This window comes from Vibrio sp. D401a (genome assembly GCF_030248515.1).
Classification (GTDB): Bacteria; Pseudomonadota; Gammaproteobacteria; order Enterobacterales; family Vibrionaceae; genus Vibrio; species Vibrio rotiferianus.
Genome location: NZ_JAHGAI010000070.1, coordinates 79,834 through 102,754 on the forward strand (window position 1 = coordinate 79,834; position 22,921 = coordinate 102,754).

Sequence of the window (22,921 nt, forward strand, 5' to 3'; positions counted from 1 at the left end):
TTCATAGATGAGCCTAAACTTTCTTGAATTTGAAAAGCCAATCGCAGAACTAGAAGCGAAAATTGAAGCACTACGTGACGTGTCTCGTCATGGTGGTGATTCTGCGGTTGACCTTGATAAAGAAATCGAACAGCTTGAGAAAAAGAGCCTAGAACTGAAGAAGAAAACCTTCAGCAACTTAGGTGCATGGGAAACGGCTCAACTGGCTCGTCACCCTTTACGTCCATACACATTAGATTACATCAAGCACGCATTTGATGAATTTGATGAGCTAGCGGGTGACCGTGCGTTCGCAGACGACAAAGCAATTGTTGGCGGTATTGCACGCCTTGAAGGTCGTCCAGTGATGATCATCGGTCACCAAAAAGGTCGTGAAACTAAAGAGAAAGTGAAGCGTAACTTCGGTATGCCTAAACCAGAAGGTTACCGTAAAGCACTGCGTTTGATGGAAATGGCAGAGCGTTTCAACATGCCAATCATCACTTTTATCGACACAGCAGGTGCGTACCCAGGTGTTGGCGCGGAAGAGCGTGGCCAATCTGAAGCGATCGCAACCAACCTTAAAGTGATGTCTGGTCTTAAAGTGCCAGTGATTTGTAACGTTGTTGGTGAAGGCGGTTCTGGTGGTGCACTAGCAATTGGTGTTGGCGACTACGTGAACATGCTTCAGTACTCTACGTACTCAGTAATCTCTCCAGAAGGTTGTGCCTCAATCCTATGGCGTGATTCAGACAAAGCGCCTCAAGCAGCAGACGCAATGGGTCTAACAGCACCACGTCTAAAAGAACTTGAGCTTATCGATGAAATCATCGAAGAGCCATTAGGTGGCGCACACCGCGACCACGCTCAAATGGCTGCAAACATGAAAGCAAATCTACTTCGTCAGCTAGAAGATCTTGAGCAACTAGACCAGGAAACGCTACTAGAGCGTCGTTACCAACGTCTAATGAACTACGGTTACTGCTAAGCGCTAGCTGATATCTCGCAAGATAACAGATAAAATAGAAAGGGTTGGGCAAACGTCCAGCCCTTTTTTTTTGTTTCTACTGGATGGCTTATGGAATCGCTTTATTCGCAATTTACTCAAGTTCTCGACCGCTACTACCAATCAGGCTCCAAGATTGTCTTGGCATTTAGTGGTGGAGTGGATTCGCGTCTGTTGCTGGAACTGCTAAGTCGTTATCAGCAAGTGAATTCTACAGGTAATAACCCAATCAAATGCCACGCCGTATACGTGCATCACGGTTTGAGCTCGAACGCAGACGACTGGGCAGACAAATGTTTAATGTGGGCTGAGCAGGTGGGAATCACGTGTTCTGTTGAGCAAGTGAGCTTAGACATTAACAGTGGCGATAGTATTGAGTTGTTGGCTCGTGAAGCGCGCTATCAAGTGTTGTCTAAGCATATCCAAGCGGGTGACTTATTGCTGACTGGACAACATGCTGATGACCAAGTGGAAACCTTCTTACTAGCGCTTAAACGCGGTAGTGGCCCGAAAGGTTTATCTTCGATGGCAGAGAGTATGCCTTTCGCTGGTGGTATGTTGGTTCGCCCACTATTGGCAATTAAGCGTGAGCAAATCGAAGCTGCAGCGAAGGAAGAAGGCCTAGATTGGGTGGAAGACGAGAGTAATCAAGATACGCGTTACGATCGCAATTTCCTTCGACACCGTATTGTTCCAGACCTCTCTGAACGTTGGCCGAGTATTCATCAAGCAGTGCAGCGGAGTGCTAGCTTGTGCGCTCAGCAAGAAGCCTTGTTGGATGAGCTGCTTGGCGCGGTGTTTGAACGTGCTCTGCAAAGCGATCTGAGCTTGAGCATTGATGAGCTAGCCACCCACAGTGACCTTGCACGGGCACGATTAATCCGGATGTGGTTAGCGAAGTTGAATGCAAACATGCCAACTCAAGTGCAACTCAATTTAATTTGGAATGAAGTCGGATTGGCACAGCAAGATGCCAATCCTAAGCTGCAACTTAAGCAGGGTGAAGTTCGCCGCTTTCAAAATCGCTTTTATTGGGTAACTGAAACGGCCGATGTCACGACGTGGCAGAGTGACATTCAAACCGATACGGCGTTGGTGTTGCCTGAGCGACTCGGAGAGCTCACTTTGAATACCAGTTCAGAACAAGCCACCATTGCCTTACCGCCCCAGCCAGAGCTTCTGAGGGTGACGTTTAATCCCGAAGGATTATCTGCGCACCCAACCACACGCAATCACAGCCGCAAGCTCAAGAAGCTGTTTCAAGAGTACAATGTACCGAGTTGGTTACGTCGTCAAATACCAATTTTGATGTATCAAAACCAAGTAGTAGCCGTTGCTGGTTTATTTGTTGATCGAGCTTTTAGCGGTCAAGATTGTGAGCTGATATGGCGCAAGTCGTTGTAATTCATGTCACAATGCCAATGAATACTTAAAAAATACCCCGATAGAAGTTGCCTCTGCTTTGTGCAGATGTTCCGCAATCTGAAGGCAAGCGTATATTGGTGGTTAATAACAAATGATTAGGTGAAGCAATGAAGAAAATGATGGTAGGGGCAGTGGTTGCCTTGGGTATGTTAAGTGGACAAGTATTGGCTGCAGGTGACGTGGCAGCAGGACAAGCTAAAGCGGCAGTGTGTGCGGCATGTCATGGTGCAGATGGTATCGCTGTGATTCCAGGTTACCCAAATCTGAAAGGCCAAAATGAGCAGTACATCGCCACGTCCATAAAGGCTTACAAGCAAGGCCAGCGTACAGGCGGTTTAGCTCCAGTTATGCAAGCACAAGCAAACTTGCTGTCTGATGAAGATATCGCAAATTTAGCAGCGTTTTACGCAAGTTTGAAATAGTACGATAAAGAAGAATGAGAAAAGGCCAGAGCAATGCTCTGGCTTTTTACCTATGGAACAATATGATATCAGAGGCATTACAGTGTTTATTGCAAAATAAACACTGTTGGTATCAGCATTTTCAGTCGTGTGGTAACAACAAGGATTGAATGTTGTGAGGCGCTAACCGATAATATGCGCAAACGATTGAAGCTTAAGGGATGAACATGAAAAAGATTGAAGCGATTATCAAGCCATTCAAATTGGATGATGTTCGAGAAGCATTGGCTGAAGTAGGCATTACAGGGATGACCGTCTCTGAAGTGAAAGGCTTTGGTCGCCAGAAAGGTCACACAGAATTGTACCGCGGTGCGGAGTACATGGTGGATTTCCTTCCTAAAGTGAAGTTAGAAATCGTTGTGACGGAAGACGTTGCAGACAAGTGTGTAGAAACCATCATCGAAACAGCACAAACTGGTAAGATCGGTGACGGTAAGATCTTCGTAACTGATATCGAGCGTGTCGTACGTATTCGTACTGGTGAAGAAGACGAAGACGCAATCTAAGTTCATAGTGCGATTTCTTTTCGAAATATGATTAAACTAAAAGGGAGCCTTGGGCTCCTTTTTTGTTGTCAGCTCAGGTGTTGTCATGCTTAAACGTTTTATTGCTATTCTTATCTTTCTTGGTTTATCAGTATTACTCGCTTTTCAGTGGGTGTTTACCGTTTCGGAACAGCCGCAGCTTATCTCTCAATCGGGAGAAAACGTAACTCAAACGGTAAAATGTGTCGACTTTGATACTCCTCAAGCGATTGATAATGAGGGAGTATTAAACATTTTGGTTTGGAATATCTACAAGCAGAATAAGCCGAGTTGGGAAGTTGCTCTAAATCATCTATCGCAGCAGAGTCAATTACTGTTATTGCAAGAAGCCAGTCTAACGAGCGAGCTGAAGCGTTGGCTGATTGATGGTCAGTGGATCAGTAACCAAGTGTCAGCGTTTAAGGCCCTTGGCAGCGATGCAGGTGTCATTAGTATTGCTCATAAAGCGCCAATTCGAGCTTGTGCTTATACATCTAAAGAGCCATGGCTACGTTTGCCTAAATCTGCACTTTATAGTGAATACCAGCTAAGTAATGGTCAGCAACTGGCGGTTATCAATATTCATGCTATCAACTTTACAGTGGGCACGGATGAATATTTGTCTCAGTTGGCAACGCTAGAAAAGGCGTTGAAAGCGCACCAAGGTCCAATCATTTTTGCGGGGGATTTTAATAGCTGGAGTGCAGAGAGGATTTCGGCAATGAAAGTCGCATTGGCAGATATCGACCTCAAAGAAGTTCGGTTTTCACCCGATCAGCGTACCCAGTTTATTACAGGATTACCGCTTGACCATGTGTTTTATCGAGGTTTAAAGCTAAAATACTCAAAAGCGCCGCTGAGCGACGCTTCTGATCATAATCCATTGTTGGTGTCGTTTTCACTTCTCAATTGAAAAGCGAGTTACACCACGACAATGTATAGTGCCCAAATTACGTAAAACGCAACCCATGGTAGACTTGCAATCACAAGAGCCTGACCGCGTTCAAACTCTGTCCAAGTTAGGACGGCACCGTAACCAAGTACAATGTACCAAGGCAGAAGTAACGGCAGTGAGCTAGCAAAGTGAGACCATTCGCTGGTCAACGGCAACTTCAACAAACCGTTTAGGCTGTTAAGGTCGGCTGCGTACGTCATTACTTGACCATGCTTAAGGAGCAGGCTCGCATAGCTTGCAATGTCCCCTAGTACTGCTGGGAAAAGTATTGCACTGGATGCGGCAAACCACTTCCAGTAACCGTATTGCTGCTTACTCGCTTTGGTTGCCAGGAAAAACCATAGAGCTAACAACAATAATGTTGCAAAGCGATTGAATACATCATTGATGATGGCACTAGCCATAAGCGTATTTGGTTCAAGCAACTCGACTTGTGTAGGGTCAATTTGCTGGAACTGAATAGAAAGTTGCTCACTTAGCCAAGTAAAGTCAACATTCGAAAAGTAGGCTCCCCAGAATAAAAATGGGCTAATCATCAGAACAATAAAAGGTTGCCAGCCCCAACCGCCACGTTGGTAAAGAGCTAAGAAACAAGCTGTTGGTGCTCGAAAGATATCCAACAACATTACGAGAGGGTTACTGGAGGAATTCATACGCTCACCTTCGTTACATCAACGTACAACTTGAGCTTCTGTCCTGGCTTCAAGTACTTCTGTTTTTGTAGAGAGTTCCATTTCACAATGTCATTACTCTTTACTTTAAATTTGCTGGCAATGCCGCTAATGGTATCGCCGGAACGCACTTGGTAGAACACGGTACGAATCACAGCGCCTTGATCACCACTTTTCCATATCACCAGTTTCTGTCCAACACGTAAGGTATCTCTTGGCCCCATACCATTCCATTTTGCCAGAGATTGGTGCGATACCTTATTTGCTCGTGCGATAGACCATAAGCTTTCTCCTGATTGCACTACATGAGTCAGTTTATACTTACCACGAGCTTTGGCTTGTGTTTTAGACAAGCGATTTTGGGCTGAAAGAACGTAACTATTTTCGTCCTTAGTTGATGTTGGGATCATCAAGTGTTGACCAACACGAATGTTATTATTACTCATTCCATTCGCGCGACGAATCACCTTGGTTGTGGTGCTGTACTTTTGAGCGAGTACGCTAAGGGAGTCTCCTGACTTCACTTTATAGCGGACCACTTTCATCCCTTTTCCACGGTTCTTATCGACATCTTCTAAAAATGCCGTTTTCTTCTCGATAGGGATAAGAAGTTGGTGCGGACCTTCAGGAGCAGTAGACCATTGGTTGTAGGCAGGGTTGTAGCTTTGCAACTCTTTTACGCTGATATCTGCGTACTTGGCTGCGATGGCTAAATCGAGCTGCTCTTTTGGGTCAACAAGAGCCAAGACCGGCTTATTGGCGATAGGTGGAATCTCGATGCCGTACTTGTCTTGGTTCGCAATAATATCTGCAAGCGCAAGTAGTTTTGGTACGTAACTACTGGTTTCTTTCGGTAAATCTAGAGAGAAAAAGTCCGTTGGCTTGCCCAGTTTCTTATTTTTTCGAATAGCGCTGTTTACACGTCCACCGCCACTGTTGTAAGCAGCAATCGCGTGATTCCAGTTGCCGTCGAAGCGCTGGTTTAGTTTAACAAGATATTCCAACGCAGCGTCGGTAGATGCGTCCACGTCACGACGGCCGTCATACCAAAAGTTTTGCTCTAGGCCCATCATTTTTCCTGTGCCAGGAACAAACTGCCAAAGGCCAGCAGCACTGCCGTGTGAATAGGCAAATGCATCAAATGAGCTTTCGACTACTGGTAGAAGCGCAAGCTCCAGCGGTAAATTACGAGCCTCGATTTTTTCTGTAATGAGATACAAAAACGGTTCTGCTCGTTGAGATACAGTACGTAGATGCCCTGGGTGTTTCAGGTACCAAGTTCGGTAGTAGTCGATTTTTTTACTTTGAGGAATGTCCATCTCAAGTTGCATGCCGATACGACGCCATACATCTTGTTGCTCTTGGGGAGTGATAACTTTAGGTGCAGCTTTTTCCTCAGGTTCAACCTTTTGTTGACTATTGGCAACCTGCTGGGAGTCTGTTGCTTGTGTTTTGTTGGTTTCAGGTGTCGATGTGGTAGTCGAGTCTGACTGAGTTAGTTGACAGCCAGATAGTAATACCGCCAACACCCAACTGTACTTCAAACGCATGGATTCAGCCTATTTAGGGCCTGTTTATCTTCTCCTGCCTGTCGCGCAGCTTTTGTACGTGGCAGTCACAAGATAATAGACAATTTATTACTTACAAATGGATGAGAAGGTCTCACCTATGCATTGGAGCGAATTGCAATGATATGCGCTCCCTCCAAAACAATAGAAGCGCACAAGGCGCTTCTCAAACAGCAGATGATAATACTTGCGTTTTTGGAGGTTACAAGCAGAAAAAGGTTAAAACTCGTTCTTCCACTCACGTAAAGCTGTAAAAACCGAGACTGGATCGCTATTTTCAATGCGATTGGCGACTGATTTTACCACTTCAGGATTGTTTGTACGCAAGAATGGGTTGATCCATTTTTCTCTACGTAGTGTGGTTGGAAGCGTCGGTATATTAAGTGCGCGCAGGCGGTTTACATCATCGCGGTATTGGCGCAACTGCTCGTTGTCTGGCTCGACGGCGAGTGCAAATGCCACGTTACTTGCAGTGTACTCATGAGCACAAAAAACTTCCGTCTCTTCAGGAAGAGCAGCGATTTTACTCAAAGACTCAAACATTTGTGCTGGAGAACCTTCAAATATACGCCCACAACCTGCAGAAAATAGCACGTCACCACAGAACAATTTGCTGTCACCTACATAACCAATGTGGCCCAAAGTGTGGCCAGGTAAGCCAAGCACCATGAAAATTTCACCAAACAGGTCGAGTTTGTCGCCTTCTTCCATGGCATTGGTTAAGGTTGGAATCGGTTCTGCTTTCGGGCCCACAACAGAAACGTCAGGAAAAGCACGAACTAAATCTGGAACGCCACCAATGTGATCGTTGTGGTGGTGTGTAATTAAGATCGCTTCTAAAGTTAATTCATTAGCCTGCAAATATTCTAATACTGGCTTAGCATCGCCCGGATCGACCACAGCACAACGCTTGTCGCTATTTTGTATCAGCCAGATGTAATTATCATTAAATGCGGGTATGCTTTTGATCTCTAACACGATTCGTTCTCCGTCACCCTTTTAATAGTCAGGTGGTTAATGAAACCAGCACTCAGCAACAAAACTATACAGTACCCGTCGACTTGGTCAGAGATGAACAATGGGCCGTGGGTACTTGAGTCAATCCAAACCCGACTTGATGAATGGTGTCCGAAGTTGTTCGGTTACCACATGCTGAAATTGGGTGGCTTGAGCTGTGAGCTAACCAGCTGTAGTTGTAACATTCAACACCAAGTCAACGTAGATATCCAGAACCCGTTGCATAATGTCATCGCAGATGGTTACGAATTGCCCTTTTTAGAAAAAAGCTTTGATGTTGTCGTGCTTGCTCATCAGCTTGACTATGCAAGTGATCCCCATCGACTGCTACGCGAAGTTGATCGCGTCATGATGGATGATGGTTATCTTATTATTACGGGTTTTAATCCGATCAGTCTCACTGGCTTAGCAAGTTTACTGCCTTGGCGAAGAAATAATTTGCCGTGGAGTGGGCGCATGTTCACTACAAACCGCATCAAAGACTGGCTGGGCGTACTGAACTATCAAGTGATTCATTGTGATCGTTACGCACTGTTTCCAATGACGCGTTACAAAACCATGTGGACTTGGCTAGAGAACAGTTTAGGTGATTGGGCATCACCAGCGGGAAGTTTGTATTACATCGTCGCTCGTAAACGAACGTACCCTCTCAAACCTATCAAGCCACATTGGCGCTTGAAGAGAAAGCTAACACCACTAGGTGTGATGAACAGAGAGGGCAGTGCAGTGAAAAAGGTATCCAGTAGCAAAAACTAAGACGCTTGGTAACCCGTATCTTCTTCAGTTGGGTTCTCAGCGGCTGTACGTGCTAACTCATCACAGATTTCATTCTCTCGATGACCTGCGTGGCCCTTCACCCAATGCCAATCAACTTGATGGCGAGCAGTTTCTTTGTCCAGAGCTTGCCATAAGTCAGCATTCTTCACTGGTTTTTTATCTGCCGTTTTCCAACCACGTTTTTTCCAGTTGTGAATCCATTGCGTAATACCTTGACGCACGTACTGGCTGTCCGTTGTTAACGTCACTTGGCATGGCTCTTTTAACGTTTGCAGTGCTACCACTGCAGCCAACATTTCCATGCGGTTATTGGTTGTCAGAGTGTAGCCTTTCGCTAGGGTCTTTTCCGTTTGTTTGTAACGCAGAACAATGCCGTAACCACCTGGTCCCGGATTGCCTAAACAAGATCCGTCAGTGAAAATCTCAACGTGTTTGGTCATATTTTTGGTACTATTAGCCGAAACATTTAATAAAGCATAGTCTGACACACATAACCTTATGAATACCAGCAGCAATTCTGAACATAATCGTATTGTCGTACTCGATACTGAAACCACGGGTATGAACCTCGAGGGCGGCCCGCACTACATGGGTCACCGTATTATCGAGATCGGTGCCGTAGAAATCATCAACCGTAAGCTGACTGGTCGTCACTTCCACGTTTACTTAAAACCGGATCGTGAAATTCAGCCTGACGCGATTGAGGTTCACGGTATTACGGATGAGTTCCTCGTCGACAAGCCTGACTATGCGAATGTCCACCAAGAGTTTTTAGATTTCATCAAAGGTGCCGAGCTGGTTGCCCACAACGCGCCCTTCGATACCGGCTTTATGGATTACGAGTTTGAAATGCTCGATCCAACCATCGGTAAAACGGATGATTTCTGTAAGGTGACCGATACCCTTGCCATGGCGAAGAAAATCTTCCCGGGCAAGCGAAATAACCTTGACGTATTGTGTGAACGTTACGGCATTGATAACTCACACCGTACGCTCCACGGGGCATTGCTCGATGCGGAGATTCTAGCCGACGTTTACCTACTTATGACCGGTGGACAAACAAGTCTAGAATTCAATGCCAACAAGAGCGATGGTGACACAGAAGGCATTCGTCGTGTTGAAGGAAGAAAAGCGCTAAAGGTTTTGCGTGCAACTGCCGATGAAGTAGAAGCGCACCAGAAGAGACTAGAACTGGTGAACGATAGTATTTGGCAGTAATAGGGAGAGACTATGTTGAGGGCTTTGTCCGTCGCTATTTTAGCGTTCTGGAGTTGTTTCGCTTTTGCAAATGAGTCCGTCATGTCTTTGTTAGATAACCGTTTTCGTGTCGATCCAAGCATCGAGCAGATTACCTTTTTGGTTTATCGTGAACAAAGTTCTCAACCAGTTGTGTTAGTTCGCCCTGATGGTAAAAAATACTATTCATGGGGTGAGTATGACAATGTTCGTTGGTATCAAGAACCCTCTCTAGACATCATTTCTATTGATAAACCGATGTCCGGTCCTTGGCAGGCCGTCGGTAAAGTCACACCTAAAAACAACATCCGCTTAATCTCACACCTAAAGCTCACTACAGACACTTTTCCAAATCGTTTATATCAAAGTGAGGCGCTTAAGTTTACGGCTCGCCTGACTTCCGATGATAAGTTATTGGCTTTGCGTGATTTCTTAGACCGCGTCAATTTGCGCGTGACACTGACCAAATATGTGGAAAATGAAGATGAGTTGATTAAAGAGGCTCGCCCTGTACCTATTGTCATCGGTGAGTTTGCCGATGATGGACATAACCTTGATGAAAAAGCCGCAGATGGTGTGTTTACCGTGCAGTTACCCATTGATGTTGCTCCCGGAAAATATCGAGCGCGCATTACCTCTGGCAACGGCGTATTTTTGCGTGCACAAGAACAAATCGTTCTTGTCTATCCAACACCCGTTTCCAAGACTTTTATTCAATCCCGTGATGCGAACAAAGCCCATCAACTCGTCGTGCGGGGGGAGCAAGGCATGGTTCTGCCGGGGTCACTCGCGGTAAGTGTTGAGCAAATTGCACCTGATGGCTTTACTACTTTTAGTCAGGGGGTGGTTAGTGCGGATGGCTTGAGCACGACCCTAACGATGGATAACGATCCTGAGATAGGAAAGTACTCATGGAAAGGTGGGATCTTCGCGACGGATTTTGCTACTGAGAGAGCGTTAGTATTTCCTATTAACGAGCAGTCGTTTAGCGTGGTAGAAGAAGTTGATATAGAAGCCGCACGTTTGGCGAAAGAGGTCGAGCTAGAGCAACAACGTAAGATTAAGCTCGAAAAGCAATTGATTGCCCAGCGGGAAGCCGATCGTAAGCGCAGCATGATAATTATTGCCGTAGGCAACGTGATTGCCATAATCTTGGGGTTAATTGTTTGGTTTGTGTGGCGTAAACTGAAAGCGAAACGAGATGCAATGCCAGAAATGCAGCTGGAAGTACCTAAGAAGTAGGGTGAAAGAAATATTAGAAAACGGAGCTGATTAGCTCCGTTTGTTGGTTAAATACTTTGTTCAATCTAGCGAGACTAAGAGTCTGCTATCAGTGCGCTAGGGCGTTTGTTTCTTCATCCTATACAGAATGCTTGGCAAGCAGGCTTTGGTCCGTGTTCTCAATCGCTTAGCTGTTCCTTTCAGTATCTATGCTACACTCACGCCATCAGCTATATGAATGACTTCTCATTTGTTTACCTGAGGGCAGCAATCGGGCTGCCATATTCTTATTAAAGGCATAAAAATGAGCAAATTAAGTTCAGCTGAACGTAAAGCACGCGACAACGAACGTTTCTCTCAACGCGTGAGTGAACGCCGTGAAAAAGGTGAAGATGTCGTCGCGTATGCATTGGCGAATAAAAAAGCGGTTAAGTTCTTAACTAAGTCAGAAAAGAAAGCATTGAACGAACGTAAAGCGATGCTTCAAGAAGAACTTAAGCTGAAAGAGCAGGAAGAACTACGCAGAATTGAGCAGTCGTTTATTGTTGAAGAAGATAACGAAGAATAAACGCTTCTTTGCTAACAGCGTGTTGTGCGTAGCAGAGATTCAATAAAAAACGGGAGCCTCGGCTCCCGTTTTGTTTTCTTATTTATCGTTTAAGCCATCATTCGCTCAAGCGACGTTTTCCATCTGAGGGTACAGTGGCTTTGCGGCCAATAGCTCCGGTTCAAAGTCATCCACGTTAATAGTATCTAGACGATGCTGCTCAGCCTCTCTTAACAGCTCCGCTTCTTCTTGCGTGATCACGCCTTGCTCTAGACCTTCTTGAGCAATCATATCTAAATTCATAAATGGACGGCGTTTACCTTGTGCTTTACATACTTTGTCGAACACAGGCTCAGCTTGAAGAATCACAGACAGTGCAAGCTCAATCTTACCGGCAGCATTGTGTTCCGTTGGTTCTAGGTATTGACCACGACCAATGCGTGAACGTGTTGCACTTGGTGTTTGTAGAATACGAGCGACTTTGCTGTCTAGCTTATCGCTTGGCGCTTTGCGTACACGACCGAATGGCATGATTAACACGCGCAGTGCACGACCAATCACTTTGTTCGGGAAGTTCGCTAGGAACTCATCAATCGCGGCTTCAGTCTGCTTCAAGCTGTCTTGCAAGCCCCAATGCACTAATGGTAAATCTTCTACAGGGCGGCCATCCTGTTCGAAGCGTTTCAGTGTTGCAGAACTTAGGTATAGCTGACTTAGAATGTCACCGAGGCGCGCTGACAGGCGCTCTTTACGTTTCAACGAACCACCCAATACCGCCATTGAGATATCCGATAGCAGAGCAAGGTTCGCGCTGTAACGGTTCAATTGTTGGTAGTAGCGCTTGGTTGAGTCTTTAGTTGGTGATGTTGAACCCAGACCATCACTTAGACCAAACCAGATGCTGCGAACTAGGTTACTCATGGTGAAGCTCACGTGACCCGCTAGTGCTTTGTCGAACTTCTCAACTGCATCGCCAGCGTCAGAATATGCTGCGTTCATCTCTTCAAGAACGTAAGGGTGACAACGAATCGCGCCCTGACCGAAGATGATCATTGAACGAGTTAGGATGTTGGCACCTTCTACCGTTACCGCGATTGGTGCACCTTGGTAACCACGCGCTAGGAAGTTAGAAGGACCCATACAGATACCTTTACCGCCTACGATATCCATCGCGTCGATGATGCTCTGTTGACCACGGTGCGTACAGTGGTACTTCACGATAGCCGAGATAACCGAAGGTTTTTCACCTAGGTCGATACCTGCCACGGTCAGGTTGCTTGCTGCATCCATCACGTAGGCGTTACCACCTAGACGTGCTAATGGCTCTTCAACGCCTTCCATGTGACCGATAGGCTGTTTGAACTGACGACGAATGCGTGAGTAAGCGCCTGTTGCCATAGCCGCTGTCTTGATGCCACCCGTTGAGTTTGAAGGTAGCGTGATACCACGGCCAACTGACAGACACTCAACCAGCATACGCCAGCCTTGGCCTGCCATTTTTTCACCACCGATGATGAAGTCCATCGGTACGAAGATGTCCTTACCGCGAGTTGGACCATTTTGGAATGGTACGTTAAGCGGGAAGTGACGGTTACCAATCTCAACGCCTTTAAGGTCAGTTGGGATTAGAGCACAAGTGATACCAAGATCTTCTTGATCACCAAGCAGGCCCTCTGGGTCGCGCAGTTTGAATGCAAGACCAAGTACCGTTGCGACAGGTGCTAGAGTGATGTAACGCTTGTTCCAAGTGAGGCGCATGCCAAGGACTTCTTCACCTTGCCATTCGCCTTTACATACCACGCCGTAATCTGGGATAGACCCCGCATCGGAACCTGCTTCTGGGCTAGTCAGTGCGAAACATGGGATTTCTTTACCTTCTGCTAGGCGAGGTAGGTAGTAATCTTTTTGTTCTTCAGTACCGTAGTGTTGCAGTAGCTCACCTGGGCCTAATGAGTTAGGTACACCAACGGTTGACGACAGCACGCCAGAAACGCCTGTCAGTTTTTGCAGCACCAAAGATTGCGCGTACGCTGAGAATTCTAGGCCACCGTATTTCTTCTTGATGATCATGGCGAAGAATTTGTTGTCTTTCAGGTATTGCCACACTTCTGGTGGTAGGTCGGCCAATTCGTGAGTGACTTGGTAATCACTTACCATGGCACACACTTCATTTACTGGACCATCTAGGAATGCTTGCTCTTCTTTGCTCAGCTTAGGTGCTTTGATGGCGTGTAGTTTTTGCCATTCAGGCTTACCTTTGAATAGCTCGGCTTCCCACCATACTGTACCTGCATCCAATGCTTCTTTCTCGGTTTGAGACATAGCAGGTAGGACTTTCTTAAACATGACGAGCGCTTTACGGCTGATCAGTGATTGGCGAATTCCTGATACGGCGAATACCGCAACAGCAAGTACATAAAGAGCCCAGCCAATTACACCAGCTGAGTCTGCGATCGTCAGTGCTAGCATGGCAGCAGTTAGTAGGCTGACGGATTTCACGAGAGACATTCTGTGGTAGAGCGTAACGCCTAACACAACTGTCATCGCTAAGATTGAGAGCAAGATGTCCATATGTTTTTTCCTTTTCAGACTTTATTTATGTTGTACGTCTGTATTTTGGTAAGAGGTCTAACCAGTTCTATAAGTGTAATCAAAATATTAAATAAATGTAAAACACAAGATTGAGTAAAAAGTGATCTATGTAGAGTTAAAATTCTAAAGTTGGGAGGTGAGTGATGATTTCGTAAGCAAGTTAACAAGTTTATTATCGTGATGAATCCAAATCTGTTGGTTCGCTATCGACACTAATTCTCGTTTGTGGGTAAACTCAGAGTAATGAACTGTCCGGTGTGAATTTCACATCAGAACAATTTGCCAAGCGAGAGGCTCAACCTTATGGCTGTGGCCGAGATAATAAAGAGAACATCATATGTACCAAGATCTGATTAGAAGTGAATTAAACGAAGCTGCTGAAGTTCTGAATAAGTTTTTAAGCGATGACCACAACATCGCGCAAATTGAAGCGGCAGCGAAAATGATTGCTGACTCATTCAAGCAAGATGGTAAAGTGTTGTCGTGTGGTAACGGTGGTTCTCACTGTGACTCTATGCACTTTGCAGAAGAGCTAACAGGTCGTTACCGTGAAAACCGCCCAGGTTACGCTGGTATCGCTATTTCAGATCCAAGCCACCTTTCTTGTGTAAGTAACGACTTTGGCTATGATTTCGTATTCTCTCGTTACGTAGAAGCCGTTGGTCGCAAGGGTGACGTTCTGTTTGGTTTGTCGACTTCTGGCAACTCAGGCAACATCTTGAAAGCAATTGAAGCGGCGCAAGCGAAAGGCATGAAGACGATTGCGCTAACGGGTAAAGATGGCGGTAAGATGGCTGGTCTTGCTGATATCGAGATCCGTGTACCACACTTTGGCTACGCAGACCGCATTCAAGAAGTGCACATTAAGATCATTCACATCATCATTCAGTTGATTGAAAAAGAGATGGAATAAGATTTACAACTAAACCGAATGCTGGCTTAGTTGTGTTTTAAGGTAAGGAGTTCGTTAAACCATGTGTGAATTGCTCGGCATGAGCGCAAATGTTCCAACAGATATTTGTTTCAGTTTTACAGGGTTGATGCAGCGCGGTGGTCGAACGGGCCCGCATCGTGATGGTTGGGGAATTACTTTCTATGAAGGAAAGGGGTTTCGTAACTTCAAAGATCCAAACCCAAGTTGTGACTCTAAGATTGCTGAATTAGTGCAAAACTACCCGATTAAAAGTCGTGCGGTGATTAGTCATATTCGTCAAGCCAACCGCGGTGGTGTGAATCTCGAGAATACCCATCCGTTTACGCGAGAGCTTTGGGGACGTTACTGGACGTTTGCACACAATGGTCAACTGACTGATTATCAGGATTTGCACACAGGACGTCATCGTCCGGTTGGGCAAACGGACAGTGAAATGGCATTTTGCTGGCTGCTAAAACAGATGGAAGATAAGTACCCTGAACCTCCTCAAGATATGGAAGCGGTCTTTATCTACGTAGCTGAATGTTGCGATAAGCTGAAAGAGAAGGGCGTATTTAACATGCTACTTAGCGACGGTGAGTTTGTGATGACTTACTGTACCAACCATTTGTACTGGATCACGCGTCGTGCACCATTTGGCAAGGCAGCGCTGTTGGATGAAGATGTTGAGATTAACTTCCAAGAAGAGACGACGCCAAACGATGTGGTTTCTGTGATTGCGACTCAGCCGTTAACGGGTAATGAGACATGGCATCGCATGAAGCCGGGCGAGTACGGTTTGTTCCATGTTGGTGAATTGGTGCTGAATAACGCTGAAGCGTTAGCGGATGTGCCGTTTGCCGCGCCGAAGCCGGGTAACCAAGCACCGACAGAACCGTTGGAGTGATGGTTTTCTCGCAGTAGAGCATTCGAATAAAACAAAAGGCAGCTTGATGGCTGCCCTTTTGCGTTTGGTGTTTGGAATTAAGAGTTACTCGTCGGCGTAGCCGTGTTCACCAAGCTCAAAACCATCAAGATACGCTTTACCATCTCTCATCGTTAGCCTTTCATCTGCTAGCCATTTAGTGACCATTGGGTAGATCTTGTGTTCTTGAGTCTGAACGCGTGCAGCGAGTGCATCGGCATCGTCGTCTTCAAATACTGGTACTTTGGCTTGCAGTACCACAGGGCCACCATCTAACTCTTCCGTGACAAAGTGTACGCTAGTGCCATGCTCTTTATCGCCTGCATCAATCGCGCGCTGGTGGGTGTGTAAACCCGGATACTTAGGCAATAGAGAAGGGTGGATGTTGATCATCTTACCCAGATAATGGGAAACAAACGCGCCACTGAGAATACGCATGTAACCGGCAAGCACAATCACGTCCGGTTGGTATTCATCGATTTGTTTCATCAGTTCAGCATCAAAGTCTTCACGTGATTCGAATGCTTTTGGATCGACAAAATGACCCTTCACATCAAACTGTTTTGCACGCTCTAAACCATAAGCATCAGCTTTGTTGGAGAACACCGCCGCAACTTGTGCATTTGGCATACTGTCTTCGCAAGCTTCCAAGATGGCTTGAAGGTTACTGCCGTTACCCGAAATGAGGACCACTATGTTTTTCATGATGTTGAGACTGCCTTGCTACTGTAGGTTTGAAGTGCGTATCCGCTAAATTACCTACTATTAGAATGGTTTTCGATGTTCCAGATAGCAGAATGAGGACATAGCGTCCTCATTCATATCTTTATTTAGCACAACTCACAAGTTATTGGATTTCAACTTGCTCTTCATTGGCTTCTGCTTGAGCGATTTCACCAATCACCCATGCGTTTTCGCCTTCTTCTTTAAGAAGTGCAACCGCCGCGTCTGCTTGGTCTTTAGGTAGTGCTACGATTAGACCAACACCACAGTTGAACGTACGGTACATTTCGTGCGTTTCAACGTTGCCTTTCTCTTGTAGCCATTTGAAGATGATTGGCCATTCCCAGCTGTTACCGTTGATCACGGCTTTCGTGCCTTCAGGCAGTACGCGTGGGATGTTTTCCCAGAAGCCACCACCTGTAATGTGAGAAATCGCGTGGATGTCGTGCTTCTCAATCATCTTAAGTGCTGATTTGATGTAAATCTTCGTTGGTTCTAGTAGGTGCTCACCGATAGTGCGACCTGCTAGCTCTTCGTTCTTATCTGCGCCAGAAACTTCAAGGATCTTACGGATAAGAGAGTAACCGTTTGAGTGTGGACCGCTTGAGCCAACCGCGATAAGTGCATCGCCTGCTGCTACTTTGGTGCCGTCAATTACGTCTTCTTTTTCTACTACGCCAACACAGAAGCCAGCAACGTCGTAGTCTTCGCCTTCGTACATGCCCGGCATTTCAGCGGTTTCACCACCGATAAGTGCACAGCCTGCTTGAACACAGCCATCAGCAATGCCAGAAACCACGTCTGCCGCTGTGTCTACGTCTAGTTTGCCTGTTGCGTAGTAGTCTAGGAAGAATAGAGGCTCAGCACCTTGAACGATTAGGTCGTTTACACACATTGCCACTAGGTCAACGCCGATAGTGTCGTGCTTGTTCATATCCAGCGCTAGGCGAAGTTTTGTACCTACACCGTCCGTACCAGAAACCAGTACAGGTTGTTTGTATTTCGTCGGTAATTCACACAATGCGCCAAAACCGCCGATACCACCCATCACTTCAGGGCGACGAGTACGCTTAACCGCACCTTTAATACGATCTACAAGCGCGTTGCCTGCATCAATATCTACACCAGCGTCTTTATAGCTAAGAGAAGAGTTGTTACCACTCACAGGGAAGTCCTCGGTTTTTAAGTTGGATATGAAAACGGCGCTATTCTACCAGTGGTTAAATACAGATAGCAAACGTTTGCGTCGGTTTTTTTCTTTAGTGATCTATCCTGATATCCCTGCAAAAATCATGTATAATCTGAAGGTTTGTTTAAATATTGCCAAAAAAGCCGGAGATGGAAATGAAAGTTGTTGAAGTTAAACACCCTCTAGTAAAACACAAAATTGGTCTAATGCGAGAAGGTGACATCAGCACAAAGCGTTTTCGTGAGTTAGCGACAGAAGTCGGTAGCCTACTTACTTACGAAGCGACTGCAGACTTTGAAACAGAGAAAGTAACCATTGAAGGTTGGAATGGTCCTGTAGAAGTTGATCAAATCAAGGGTAAAAAAGTAACTGTAGTGCCAATCCTGCGTGCAGGTCTAGGTATGATGGATGGCGTTCTTGAGCACATGCCAAGCGCACGTATCAGTGTTGTAGGTATCTACCGTGATGAAGAAACACTTGAGCCAGTACCATACTTTAACAAGCTTGCTTCTAACATCGATGAGCGTATCGCTCTAGTTGTTGACCCAATGCTTGCAACAGGTGGTTCTATGATCGCAACAATCGATCTTCTAAAAGAGAAAGGTTGTCAGGCAATCAAAGTTCTTGTTCTTGTAGCGGCTCCTGAAGGTATCGAAGCACTAGAGAAAGCGCACCCAGACGTAGAGCTATACACAGCAGCAATCGATGAGAAGCTAAACGACAAAGGCTACATCGTTCCTGGTCTTGGTGATGCTGGTGATAAGATCTTCGGTACTAAATAATCTGAGCCTAATGCTAGATTATTACTGAATTGAAAAAACAAAGGCTTGGTGAAAACCAAGCCTTTTTTGTATCTGTTATATAGAAGCTAGCTACGAGATACGAGAGTAGGAAGGGCGACTTAAATCGATTAAACCGCCCTGCAAATTACTTCGCGTTCTCTTCTTCCATTTGTGCGTTATCCACCACGTGGTTTTCACCAAGGTCGTGTGGTAGCACTAGGTTAAGAATGATAGCCACGATACCACATAGGCTTACACCTTGTAGGCTGAACTCGCCAATACCGAAAGCCATGCCACCGATACCAAATACTAGCGTTACCGCAACGATCACTAGGTTACGAGACTTGTGCAGATCAACATTGTTCTTGATAAGCGTGTTTAGACCTACTGTCGCGATAGAACCGAAAAGTAGAATCATGATACCGCCCATGACCGGAACAGGGATCGTTTGTAGAATGGCTCCGAGCTTACCAACTAAGGCAAGTACGATTGCCGTGATTGCCGCCCATGTCATGATCACTGGGTTGAATGCTTTCGTTAGCATTACCGCACCCGTAACTTCACTGTAAGTGGTGTTTGGTGGTGCGCCAACCATAGATGCGGCAATTGTTGCTACCCCGTCACCTGCGATGGTGCGGTGCAGACCCGGTTTCTTGAGGTAGTTTTTACCGGTTACGTTTGAAATCGCTAGCATGTCACCCACGTGCTCTACTGCTGGAGCGATAGCCACTGGGATCATGAATAAGATCGCATTGATGTTGAACTCTGGTGCGGTGAAGTTTGGCATTGCTAGCCACGCAGCTTGAGCGACAGGAGTGAAATCCACAACGCCATAGAATAGAGAAACAGAGTAACCTGCCAAGATACCGCCAACGATAGGAACCAGTTTTAGGAAACCTTTCGCAAATACACTCAGTGCTATCGTTGTTAGCAGCGATACTGCTGAGATAATCACGGCGGCATCACCGTTGATCAGCTGAATTGCACCATCACCTGTTTTGCCTACTGCCATGTTTACTGCCGTTGGTGCTAGACCTAGGCCGATCACCATGATTACAGGGCCAACAACCACTGGCGGAAGAATTTTATGAATAAAGCCAACACCGCGGACTTTGATCATTGCACCAAGGCCGACGTAAACCAAACCTGCTGCCATTAAGCCACCCATCGTTGCACCGATACCCCAAGTTTGGATACCAAACATGATAGGTGCAATAAACGCGAAAGAAGAGGCAAGGAAGATTGGGACAGAACGTTTAGTAATTAGTTGGAAAAGAAGAGTACCGACACCAGCACCAAACAGAGCGACGTTTGGATCTAGGCCAGTAAGAAGTGGTACCAGTACGAGAGCACCAAAAGCGACAAAGAGCATCTGAGCGCCTTGTAACGCATTTTTCATAATAATTCCCTATTCAAAGATACGCAGACAAATCCGGCGAATCTTATCATCTAGCAATCGATTGCAATGTTGTCTAGATCAAACTTTTGTATGGATTTATAAGGTCAGCGAATAGTTTATATCGGTTTTACGTAATAAGTTGGTCAGAATATCGACAACATACTCAGTACCCTTCTTGCTCAAGGTTTGATAGTTGCTTATCATGCGAGTTCTTGTTTAGAGGATTATGAAAACTATGCGCTATTTAGCTCTCCTACTGATAGGTTGGTTGTCCCTGCCTGTGCATGCTCTTACTCAGGTAGATGTCTACCGTGCAGAAGTTGCTATAGACAGTAATCAGAAAGATGGTGAGTCTCTTGCTCGTCAACAAGGAATGAAAGATGTCATCGTCAGAGCGACGGGCAGTCAATCTTCTATTAACAATCTAGTTATCCAAAAAGCGGTAGGCTCGAGCGCTCGCTATATCTCTCAGCTAAGTTATGGCCAACTTGATGGGCAAACAAGCCTTAAGATGTTGTTTAATAGTAGCCAAGTTCGCTCACTACTTACTCAAGCCCAACTTCCTTTATGGTCCCCAAACCGAGCAAATATCTTAGTGTGGATGGTGGAAGAGCAGGGCTACGATCGTACGATTACGTGGGAACATTCAGACTCAGTGAACGCGGTAGCTCTTCGTAAAGCAGCGGAGGTTCGTGGTCTACCTATTACTATGCCTGTGGGTGATTTTGATGACGTGACTGGTGTGAACGTCTCAGATCTTTGGGGTGACTTTGTCGGACCAATCAGCCAAGCAAGTCAACGCTATCCTGTAGATGCGGTACTGGTTATGCGTGTTCAAGGCGATAAGATTCGTTGGACGCTGTACGATCAATCGCCAGCTCAGCTATCTGAATCAAAACAATCGCCACGTAGTGGATCTGCATCTGGTGCAAATGGGATTCCTGCGATGGTCGGTGGAATTGCTGATTACTATGCGAAGAAGAGTGCGGTTGTGGTTTCAAGCAAGTCCTCTAAAGCAATTGATGTGAAGGTGTTGAATGTAGAGTCAGCGATGGACTTCTTCGATCTAGAGAATGCCTTAACCAAACTGAATTCGGTAGCAGGTACGGAAATCAAGCGTGTGCAAGGAAACCAAGTAACGTTAACGATTCACCTGTTAGCCTCTCAACAAGCGTTTGAGCAAGAAGCGTCTTCAATTCGCCCGTTAGTGATAACAGAAGAACCAATGGTGAGTATGGAAGAAGCTACACCAGTACAACTGCCTGAAGAGCCTGCTCAACCAGCACAATTGCCAGTGGAGACGCAAGAAGGTCAAGCTGCAGATGTGGTGGAGCTAGATACTGCTAATGAGGTAACTCAACCAGAGCAACCAGTCATCGTTCAGCCAGCACCAGTGCAGTATGATTTGATTTATAAATGGAACGCGCCTGTTCGTACGCAAGCAGAGCCCGAAGAGCAAGAGTCAGAAATTGCACCAGTACTAGAAACTGATGTGGTGGAAGACTTAAGCTAAGCTCTACGTTCACCCAAAGCTGAATACAAAAAGAGTCGCCCAGTGCGACTCTTTTTTATTGTTTATTTTTCATTGCTGAGGATGCAACGAGAGAGCTTGAGCTTCAAAGCGAGCTACTTATGGAATTTAGCTTTCTCTTCCTTCTCAACTTGAGATAGGCGTTTTAGTTTCAAGCCTAATTCTTTGCCACGTGCTCGTGCAAATAAGATGTTACCAGCGAAACCTAACGAAGTGAGCATTAACTCTACGGCAGCTAGCCATCGTTCGCCATCATCCACATATAAAATAGTGAGTGCATGGAGAAAGTAGAGCATTAATACAAAGTTAGCCCACGCGTGCGTATAAGGCTTACCTGCAAGAATACCCGGAAGCGGCAGGAGCAGAGGAATACACCACGCAACTGCCAGTGTTGTGCTGCTTAGATGAGGGTGAGGGGAAAGTGCTAATTGCCAAATCGCGGCCCAACCTAACAACGCCAAATTGCCGAATAGCGCCATGTAGCGATAGGTTTGGGTTCGTGTGCTGAGAGGTGGTTGGTCAATAATGTCAGACATCGATTTACTTATCCTTGAGCTTACTGACTTCCTTTGAGCTTTTGTGCTGCGGTCGCCAGTCGTTTTCCTAATTGTTGTGCGAGACGAATCTCTTCTGCTGTAAGACTTGGTTCGTGTCCTACACTGCTTGCCCCGTAAGGCGTTCCACCGGATTGCGTGGTGTGCAGTTCAGGCTCTGAGTAAGGGATACCTAACACCATCATGCCATGATGCAAAAGAGGGGTCATCATGCTTTGTAGAGTCGTCTCTTGACCACCGTGCATTGAAGATGATGAGGTAAACACACAGGCTGGCTTATCGATAAGGTCCCCATTCACCCACAAAGGTGTCGTTTGATCCCAAAAGTGCTTAAGCGGCGCTGCCATATTACCAAACCAGACTGGGCTACCAAACGCGAGGCCATCGCAATGCTTCAGTTCATCTAGAGTAACAATTGGATCAGAAGGGGTATGTGAGTGAGGTGACAATTCTTCAACTGTACGCAAAATCGCTTCGCAATGAGGAGTCGATTCGACCCCTCTTGCTATCTGTCTTGCCAGCTGTTTTGTTGAGCCATGACGGCTGAAATACAAAATGAGGATCTGGCAATCCATTTATAGAATTTCCAACACTTGCTCTGGTGGACGACCGATCTTCGCTTTACCGTTGGCAACCACTACAGGGCGCTCAAACAGTTTAGGATTTTGCGCCATCGCTTCGAAAAGCTGCTCATCTGAGACTGATGCCTCACCTAACGCAAGCTCTTTGTAAATGTCTTCTTTTGTGCGCATCATCTCGCGTACAGAAGAGAAACCAAGTTGAACGTAAAGTGCTTTCAGTTGTTCAACATTAAGCGGTGTATCAAGGTATTTGACCACTTCCGGTGTCACACCATTTTGCTCTAGCAGTTCTAGAGTTTGACGGCTCTTTGAGCAACGAGGGTTGTGATAAATCACGACTGACAT

Annotated in this window: 24 protein-coding genes; 13 read left to right on the plus strand and 11 right to left on the minus strand. The window is 45.9% G+C overall.

Annotation, left to right across the window (positions count from 1 at the left end):
• Window positions 1-7: 7 nt before the first annotated feature.
• The 5 genes from accA (at window position 8) to KIV41_RS23760 (ending at window position 4,308) form a co-directional block, all read left to right on the plus strand.
• Window positions 8-967 (plus strand): acetyl-CoA carboxylase carboxyl transferase subunit alpha, encoded by a 960-nt coding sequence (accA, locus tag KIV41_RS23740; protein ID WP_045369569.1) that lies wholly within the window; start codon window positions 8-10, stop codon window positions 965-967.
• 90 nt (window positions 968-1,057) lie between these two features.
• Window positions 1,058-2,389 (plus strand): tRNA lysidine(34) synthetase TilS, encoded by a 1,332-nt coding sequence (tilS, locus tag KIV41_RS23745; protein ID WP_285337788.1) that lies wholly within the window; start codon window positions 1,058-1,060, stop codon window positions 2,387-2,389.
• A gap of 128 nt (window positions 2,390-2,517) precedes the next feature.
• The gene (locus KIV41_RS23750; protein WP_010449720.1) at window positions 2,518-2,832 is read left to right on the plus strand and encodes a cytochrome c; all 315 of its coding nucleotides are present in this window, start codon (window positions 2,518-2,520) and stop codon (window positions 2,830-2,832) included.
• Window positions 2,833-3,038: 206 nt separating this feature from the next.
• The gene (glnB, locus tag KIV41_RS23755; RefSeq protein WP_005380372.1) at window positions 3,039-3,377 is read left to right on the plus strand and encodes a nitrogen regulatory protein P-II; all 339 of its coding nucleotides are present in this window, start codon (window positions 3,039-3,041) and stop codon (window positions 3,375-3,377) included.
• 85 nt (window positions 3,378-3,462) lie between these two features.
• On the plus strand, window positions 3,463-4,308 hold the full coding sequence (locus KIV41_RS23760) for an endonuclease/exonuclease/phosphatase family protein (protein ID WP_088880479.1): 846 nt from the start codon (window positions 3,463-3,465) through the stop codon (window positions 4,306-4,308).
• A gap of 8 nt (window positions 4,309-4,316) precedes the next feature.
• On the opposite strand, the gene KIV41_RS23765 is transcribed toward KIV41_RS23760, so the two are convergent.
• The 3 genes from KIV41_RS23765 to gloB all read right to left on the minus strand — a co-directional run bounded on the left by KIV41_RS23765 (window position 4,317) and on the right by gloB (window position 7,567).
• Window positions 4,317-5,003 (minus strand): YIP1 family protein, encoded by a 687-nt coding sequence (locus tag KIV41_RS23765; RefSeq protein WP_010449712.1) that lies wholly within the window; start codon window positions 5,001-5,003, stop codon window positions 4,317-4,319.
• Window positions 5,000-6,571, minus strand: a complete 1,572-nt coding sequence (locus tag KIV41_RS23770) for a LysM peptidoglycan-binding domain-containing protein (RefSeq protein WP_038882879.1) — start codon at window positions 6,569-6,571, stop codon at window positions 5,000-5,002. The genes KIV41_RS23765 and KIV41_RS23770 overlap by 4 nt, the downstream gene beginning before the upstream one ends.
• 237 nt (window positions 6,572-6,808) lie before the next feature.
• On the minus strand, window positions 6,809-7,567 hold the full coding sequence (gene gloB / locus KIV41_RS23775; protein ID WP_010449709.1) for a hydroxyacylglutathione hydrolase: 759 nt from the start codon (window positions 7,565-7,567) through the stop codon (window positions 6,809-6,811).
• Between the two features lie 39 nt (window positions 7,568-7,606).
• On the opposite strand from gloB, the gene KIV41_RS23780 reads away from it, so the two are divergent.
• On the plus strand, window positions 7,607-8,362 hold the full coding sequence (locus KIV41_RS23780) for a class I SAM-dependent methyltransferase (protein WP_010449707.1): 756 nt from the start codon (window positions 7,607-7,609) through the stop codon (window positions 8,360-8,362).
• Here the strand turns inward: KIV41_RS23780 and rnhA are convergent.
• Window positions 8,359-8,823 (minus strand): ribonuclease HI, encoded by a 465-nt coding sequence (rnhA, locus tag KIV41_RS23785; RefSeq protein ID WP_005436823.1) that lies wholly within the window; start codon window positions 8,821-8,823, stop codon window positions 8,359-8,361. The genes KIV41_RS23780 and rnhA overlap by 4 nt on opposite strands.
• A gap of 58 nt (window positions 8,824-8,881) precedes the next feature.
• On the opposite strand from rnhA, the gene dnaQ reads away from it, so the two are divergent.
• The 3 genes from dnaQ to KIV41_RS23800 all read left to right on the plus strand — a co-directional run bounded on the left by dnaQ (window position 8,882) and on the right by KIV41_RS23800 (window position 11,408).
• A complete protein-coding gene (gene dnaQ, locus KIV41_RS23790) occupies window positions 8,882-9,601 on the plus strand; it encodes a DNA polymerase III subunit epsilon (protein ID WP_252041016.1) in 720 nt (239 codons plus the stop codon).
• A gap of 12 nt (window positions 9,602-9,613) precedes the next feature.
• Window positions 9,614-10,861: a TIGR03503 family protein gene (locus tag KIV41_RS23795; protein ID WP_285337790.1), complete on the plus strand. Its 1,248-nt coding sequence runs from the start codon at window positions 9,614-9,616 to the stop codon at window positions 10,859-10,861.
• A gap of 283 nt (window positions 10,862-11,144) precedes the next feature.
• The gene (locus tag KIV41_RS23800) at window positions 11,145-11,408 is read left to right on the plus strand and encodes a hypothetical protein (protein ID WP_045394181.1); all 264 of its coding nucleotides are present in this window, start codon (window positions 11,145-11,147) and stop codon (window positions 11,406-11,408) included.
• Between the two features lie 105 nt (window positions 11,409-11,513).
• Here the strand turns inward: KIV41_RS23800 and fadE are convergent, their stop codons facing one another.
• Entirely contained in the window at window positions 11,514-13,958 is a 2,445-nt protein-coding gene (gene fadE / locus KIV41_RS23805) for an acyl-CoA dehydrogenase FadE (protein ID WP_285337791.1), read from the minus strand.
• 358 nt (window positions 13,959-14,316) lie between these two features.
• On the opposite strand from fadE, the gene lpcA reads away from it, so the two are divergent.
• Complete coding sequence (gene lpcA, locus KIV41_RS23810; RefSeq protein ID WP_005436835.1) at window positions 14,317-14,892, plus strand: D-sedoheptulose 7-phosphate isomerase; 576 nt, start codon at window positions 14,317-14,319, stop codon at window positions 14,890-14,892.
• 61 nt (window positions 14,893-14,953) lie between these two features.
• Entirely contained in the window at window positions 14,954-15,799 is an 846-nt protein-coding gene (locus tag KIV41_RS23815; RefSeq protein ID WP_045394186.1) for a class II glutamine amidotransferase, read from the plus strand.
• Between the two features lie 84 nt (window positions 15,800-15,883).
• On the opposite strand, the gene purN is transcribed toward KIV41_RS23815, so the two are convergent.
• Together purN and purM are read right to left on the minus strand one after the other, a co-directional pair.
• Window positions 15,884-16,522 carry a phosphoribosylglycinamide formyltransferase gene (purN, locus tag KIV41_RS23820; RefSeq protein WP_285337792.1) on the minus strand — a complete coding sequence of 213 codons (639 nt, stop codon included), beginning with the start codon at window positions 16,520-16,522 and terminating at the stop codon, window positions 15,884-15,886.
• Window positions 16,523-16,664: 142 nt separating this feature from the next.
• Window positions 16,665-17,705 (minus strand): phosphoribosylformylglycinamidine cyclo-ligase, encoded by a 1,041-nt coding sequence (gene purM, locus KIV41_RS23825; RefSeq protein WP_285337793.1) that lies wholly within the window; start codon window positions 17,703-17,705, stop codon window positions 16,665-16,667.
• Between the two features lie 179 nt (window positions 17,706-17,884).
• Here purM and upp point away from each other — a divergent pair, with 179 nt between their 5' ends.
• Window positions 17,885-18,511, plus strand: coding sequence for a uracil phosphoribosyltransferase (upp, locus tag KIV41_RS23830; RefSeq protein ID WP_005445324.1), 627 nt, complete (start codon window positions 17,885-17,887; stop codon window positions 18,509-18,511).
• A 145-nt stretch (window positions 18,512-18,656) separates the two neighbouring features.
• Here the strand turns inward: upp and KIV41_RS23835 are convergent, their stop codons facing one another.
• Entirely contained in the window at window positions 18,657-19,910 is a 1,254-nt protein-coding gene (locus KIV41_RS23835; RefSeq protein ID WP_285337794.1) for a uracil-xanthine permease family protein, read from the minus strand.
• Between the two features lie 235 nt (window positions 19,911-20,145).
• On the opposite strand from KIV41_RS23835, the gene KIV41_RS23840 reads away from it, so the two are divergent.
• Complete coding sequence (locus KIV41_RS23840) at window positions 20,146-21,423, plus strand: DUF2066 domain-containing protein (RefSeq protein WP_285337795.1); 1,278 nt, start codon at window positions 20,146-20,148, stop codon at window positions 21,421-21,423.
• 113 nt (window positions 21,424-21,536) lie between these two features.
• Here the strand turns inward: KIV41_RS23840 and KIV41_RS23845 are convergent, their stop codons facing one another.
• The 3 genes from KIV41_RS23845 to arsC are packed head-to-tail and all read right to left on the minus strand — an operon-like array spanning window position 21,537 to window position 22,921.
• Complete coding sequence (locus tag KIV41_RS23845; RefSeq protein WP_285337796.1) at window positions 21,537-21,977, minus strand: DUF2069 domain-containing protein; 441 nt, start codon at window positions 21,975-21,977, stop codon at window positions 21,537-21,539.
• 20 nt (window positions 21,978-21,997) lie between these two features.
• Window positions 21,998-22,570 (minus strand): NAD(P)H:quinone oxidoreductase, encoded by a 573-nt coding sequence (gene wrbA / locus KIV41_RS23850; protein WP_010449676.1) that lies wholly within the window; start codon window positions 22,568-22,570, stop codon window positions 21,998-22,000.
• The gene (gene arsC / locus KIV41_RS23855) at window positions 22,571-22,921 is read right to left on the minus strand and encodes an arsenate reductase (glutaredoxin) (protein ID WP_138942671.1); all 351 of its coding nucleotides are present in this window, start codon (window positions 22,919-22,921) and stop codon (window positions 22,571-22,573) included.

Coding starts and splice junctions, on each gene's coding strand:
- accA (WP_045369569.1), top strand. CDS start 8: ATGAGCCTAAACTTTCTTGAATTTGAAAAGCCAATCGCAGAACTAGAA.
- tilS (WP_285337788.1), top strand. CDS start 1,058: ATGGAATCGCTTTATTCGCAATTTACTCAAGTTCTCGACCGCTACTAC.
- KIV41_RS23750 (WP_010449720.1), top strand. CDS start 2,518: ATGAAGAAAATGATGGTAGGGGCAGTGGTTGCCTTGGGTATGTTAAGT.
- glnB (WP_005380372.1), top strand. CDS start 3,039: ATGAAAAAGATTGAAGCGATTATCAAGCCATTCAAATTGGATGATGTT.
- KIV41_RS23760 (WP_088880479.1), top strand. CDS start 3,463: ATGCTTAAACGTTTTATTGCTATTCTTATCTTTCTTGGTTTATCAGTA.
- KIV41_RS23765 (WP_010449712.1), bottom strand. CDS start 5,003: ATGAATTCCTCCAGTAACCCTCTCGTAATGTTGTTGGATATCTTTCGA.
- KIV41_RS23770 (WP_038882879.1), bottom strand. CDS start 6,571: ATGCGTTTGAAGTACAGTTGGGTGTTGGCGGTATTACTATCTGGCTGT.
- KIV41_RS23780 (WP_010449707.1), top strand. CDS start 7,607: ATGAAACCAGCACTCAGCAACAAAACTATACAGTACCCGTCGACTTGG.
- rnhA (WP_005436823.1), bottom strand. CDS start 8,823: ATGACCAAACACGTTGAGATTTTCACTGACGGATCTTGTTTAGGCAAT.
- dnaQ (WP_252041016.1), top strand. CDS start 8,882: ATGAATACCAGCAGCAATTCTGAACATAATCGTATTGTCGTACTCGAT.
- KIV41_RS23795 (WP_285337790.1), top strand. CDS start 9,614: ATGTTGAGGGCTTTGTCCGTCGCTATTTTAGCGTTCTGGAGTTGTTTC.
- KIV41_RS23800 (WP_045394181.1), top strand. CDS start 11,145: ATGAGCAAATTAAGTTCAGCTGAACGTAAAGCACGCGACAACGAACGT.
- fadE (WP_285337791.1), bottom strand. CDS start 13,958: ATGGACATCTTGCTCTCAATCTTAGCGATGACAGTTGTGTTAGGCGTT.
- lpcA (WP_005436835.1), top strand. CDS start 14,317: ATGTACCAAGATCTGATTAGAAGTGAATTAAACGAAGCTGCTGAAGTT.
- KIV41_RS23815 (WP_045394186.1), top strand. CDS start 14,954: ATGTGTGAATTGCTCGGCATGAGCGCAAATGTTCCAACAGATATTTGT.
- purN (WP_285337792.1), bottom strand. CDS start 16,522: ATGAAAAACATAGTGGTCCTCATTTCGGGTAACGGCAGTAACCTTCAA.
- upp (WP_005445324.1), top strand. CDS start 17,885: ATGAAAGTTGTTGAAGTTAAACACCCTCTAGTAAAACACAAAATTGGT.
- KIV41_RS23835 (WP_285337794.1), bottom strand. CDS start 19,910: ATGAAAAATGCGTTACAAGGCGCTCAGATGCTCTTTGTCGCTTTTGGT.
- KIV41_RS23840 (WP_285337795.1), top strand. CDS start 20,146: ATGCGCTATTTAGCTCTCCTACTGATAGGTTGGTTGTCCCTGCCTGTG.
- KIV41_RS23845 (WP_285337796.1), bottom strand. CDS start 21,977: ATGTCTGACATTATTGACCAACCACCTCTCAGCACACGAACCCAAACC.
- wrbA (WP_010449676.1), bottom strand. CDS start 22,570: ATGGATTGCCAGATCCTCATTTTGTATTTCAGCCGTCATGGCTCAACA.
- arsC (WP_138942671.1), bottom strand. CDS start 22,921: ATGTCAGTCGTGATTTATCACAACCCTCGTTGCTCAAAGAGCCGTCAA.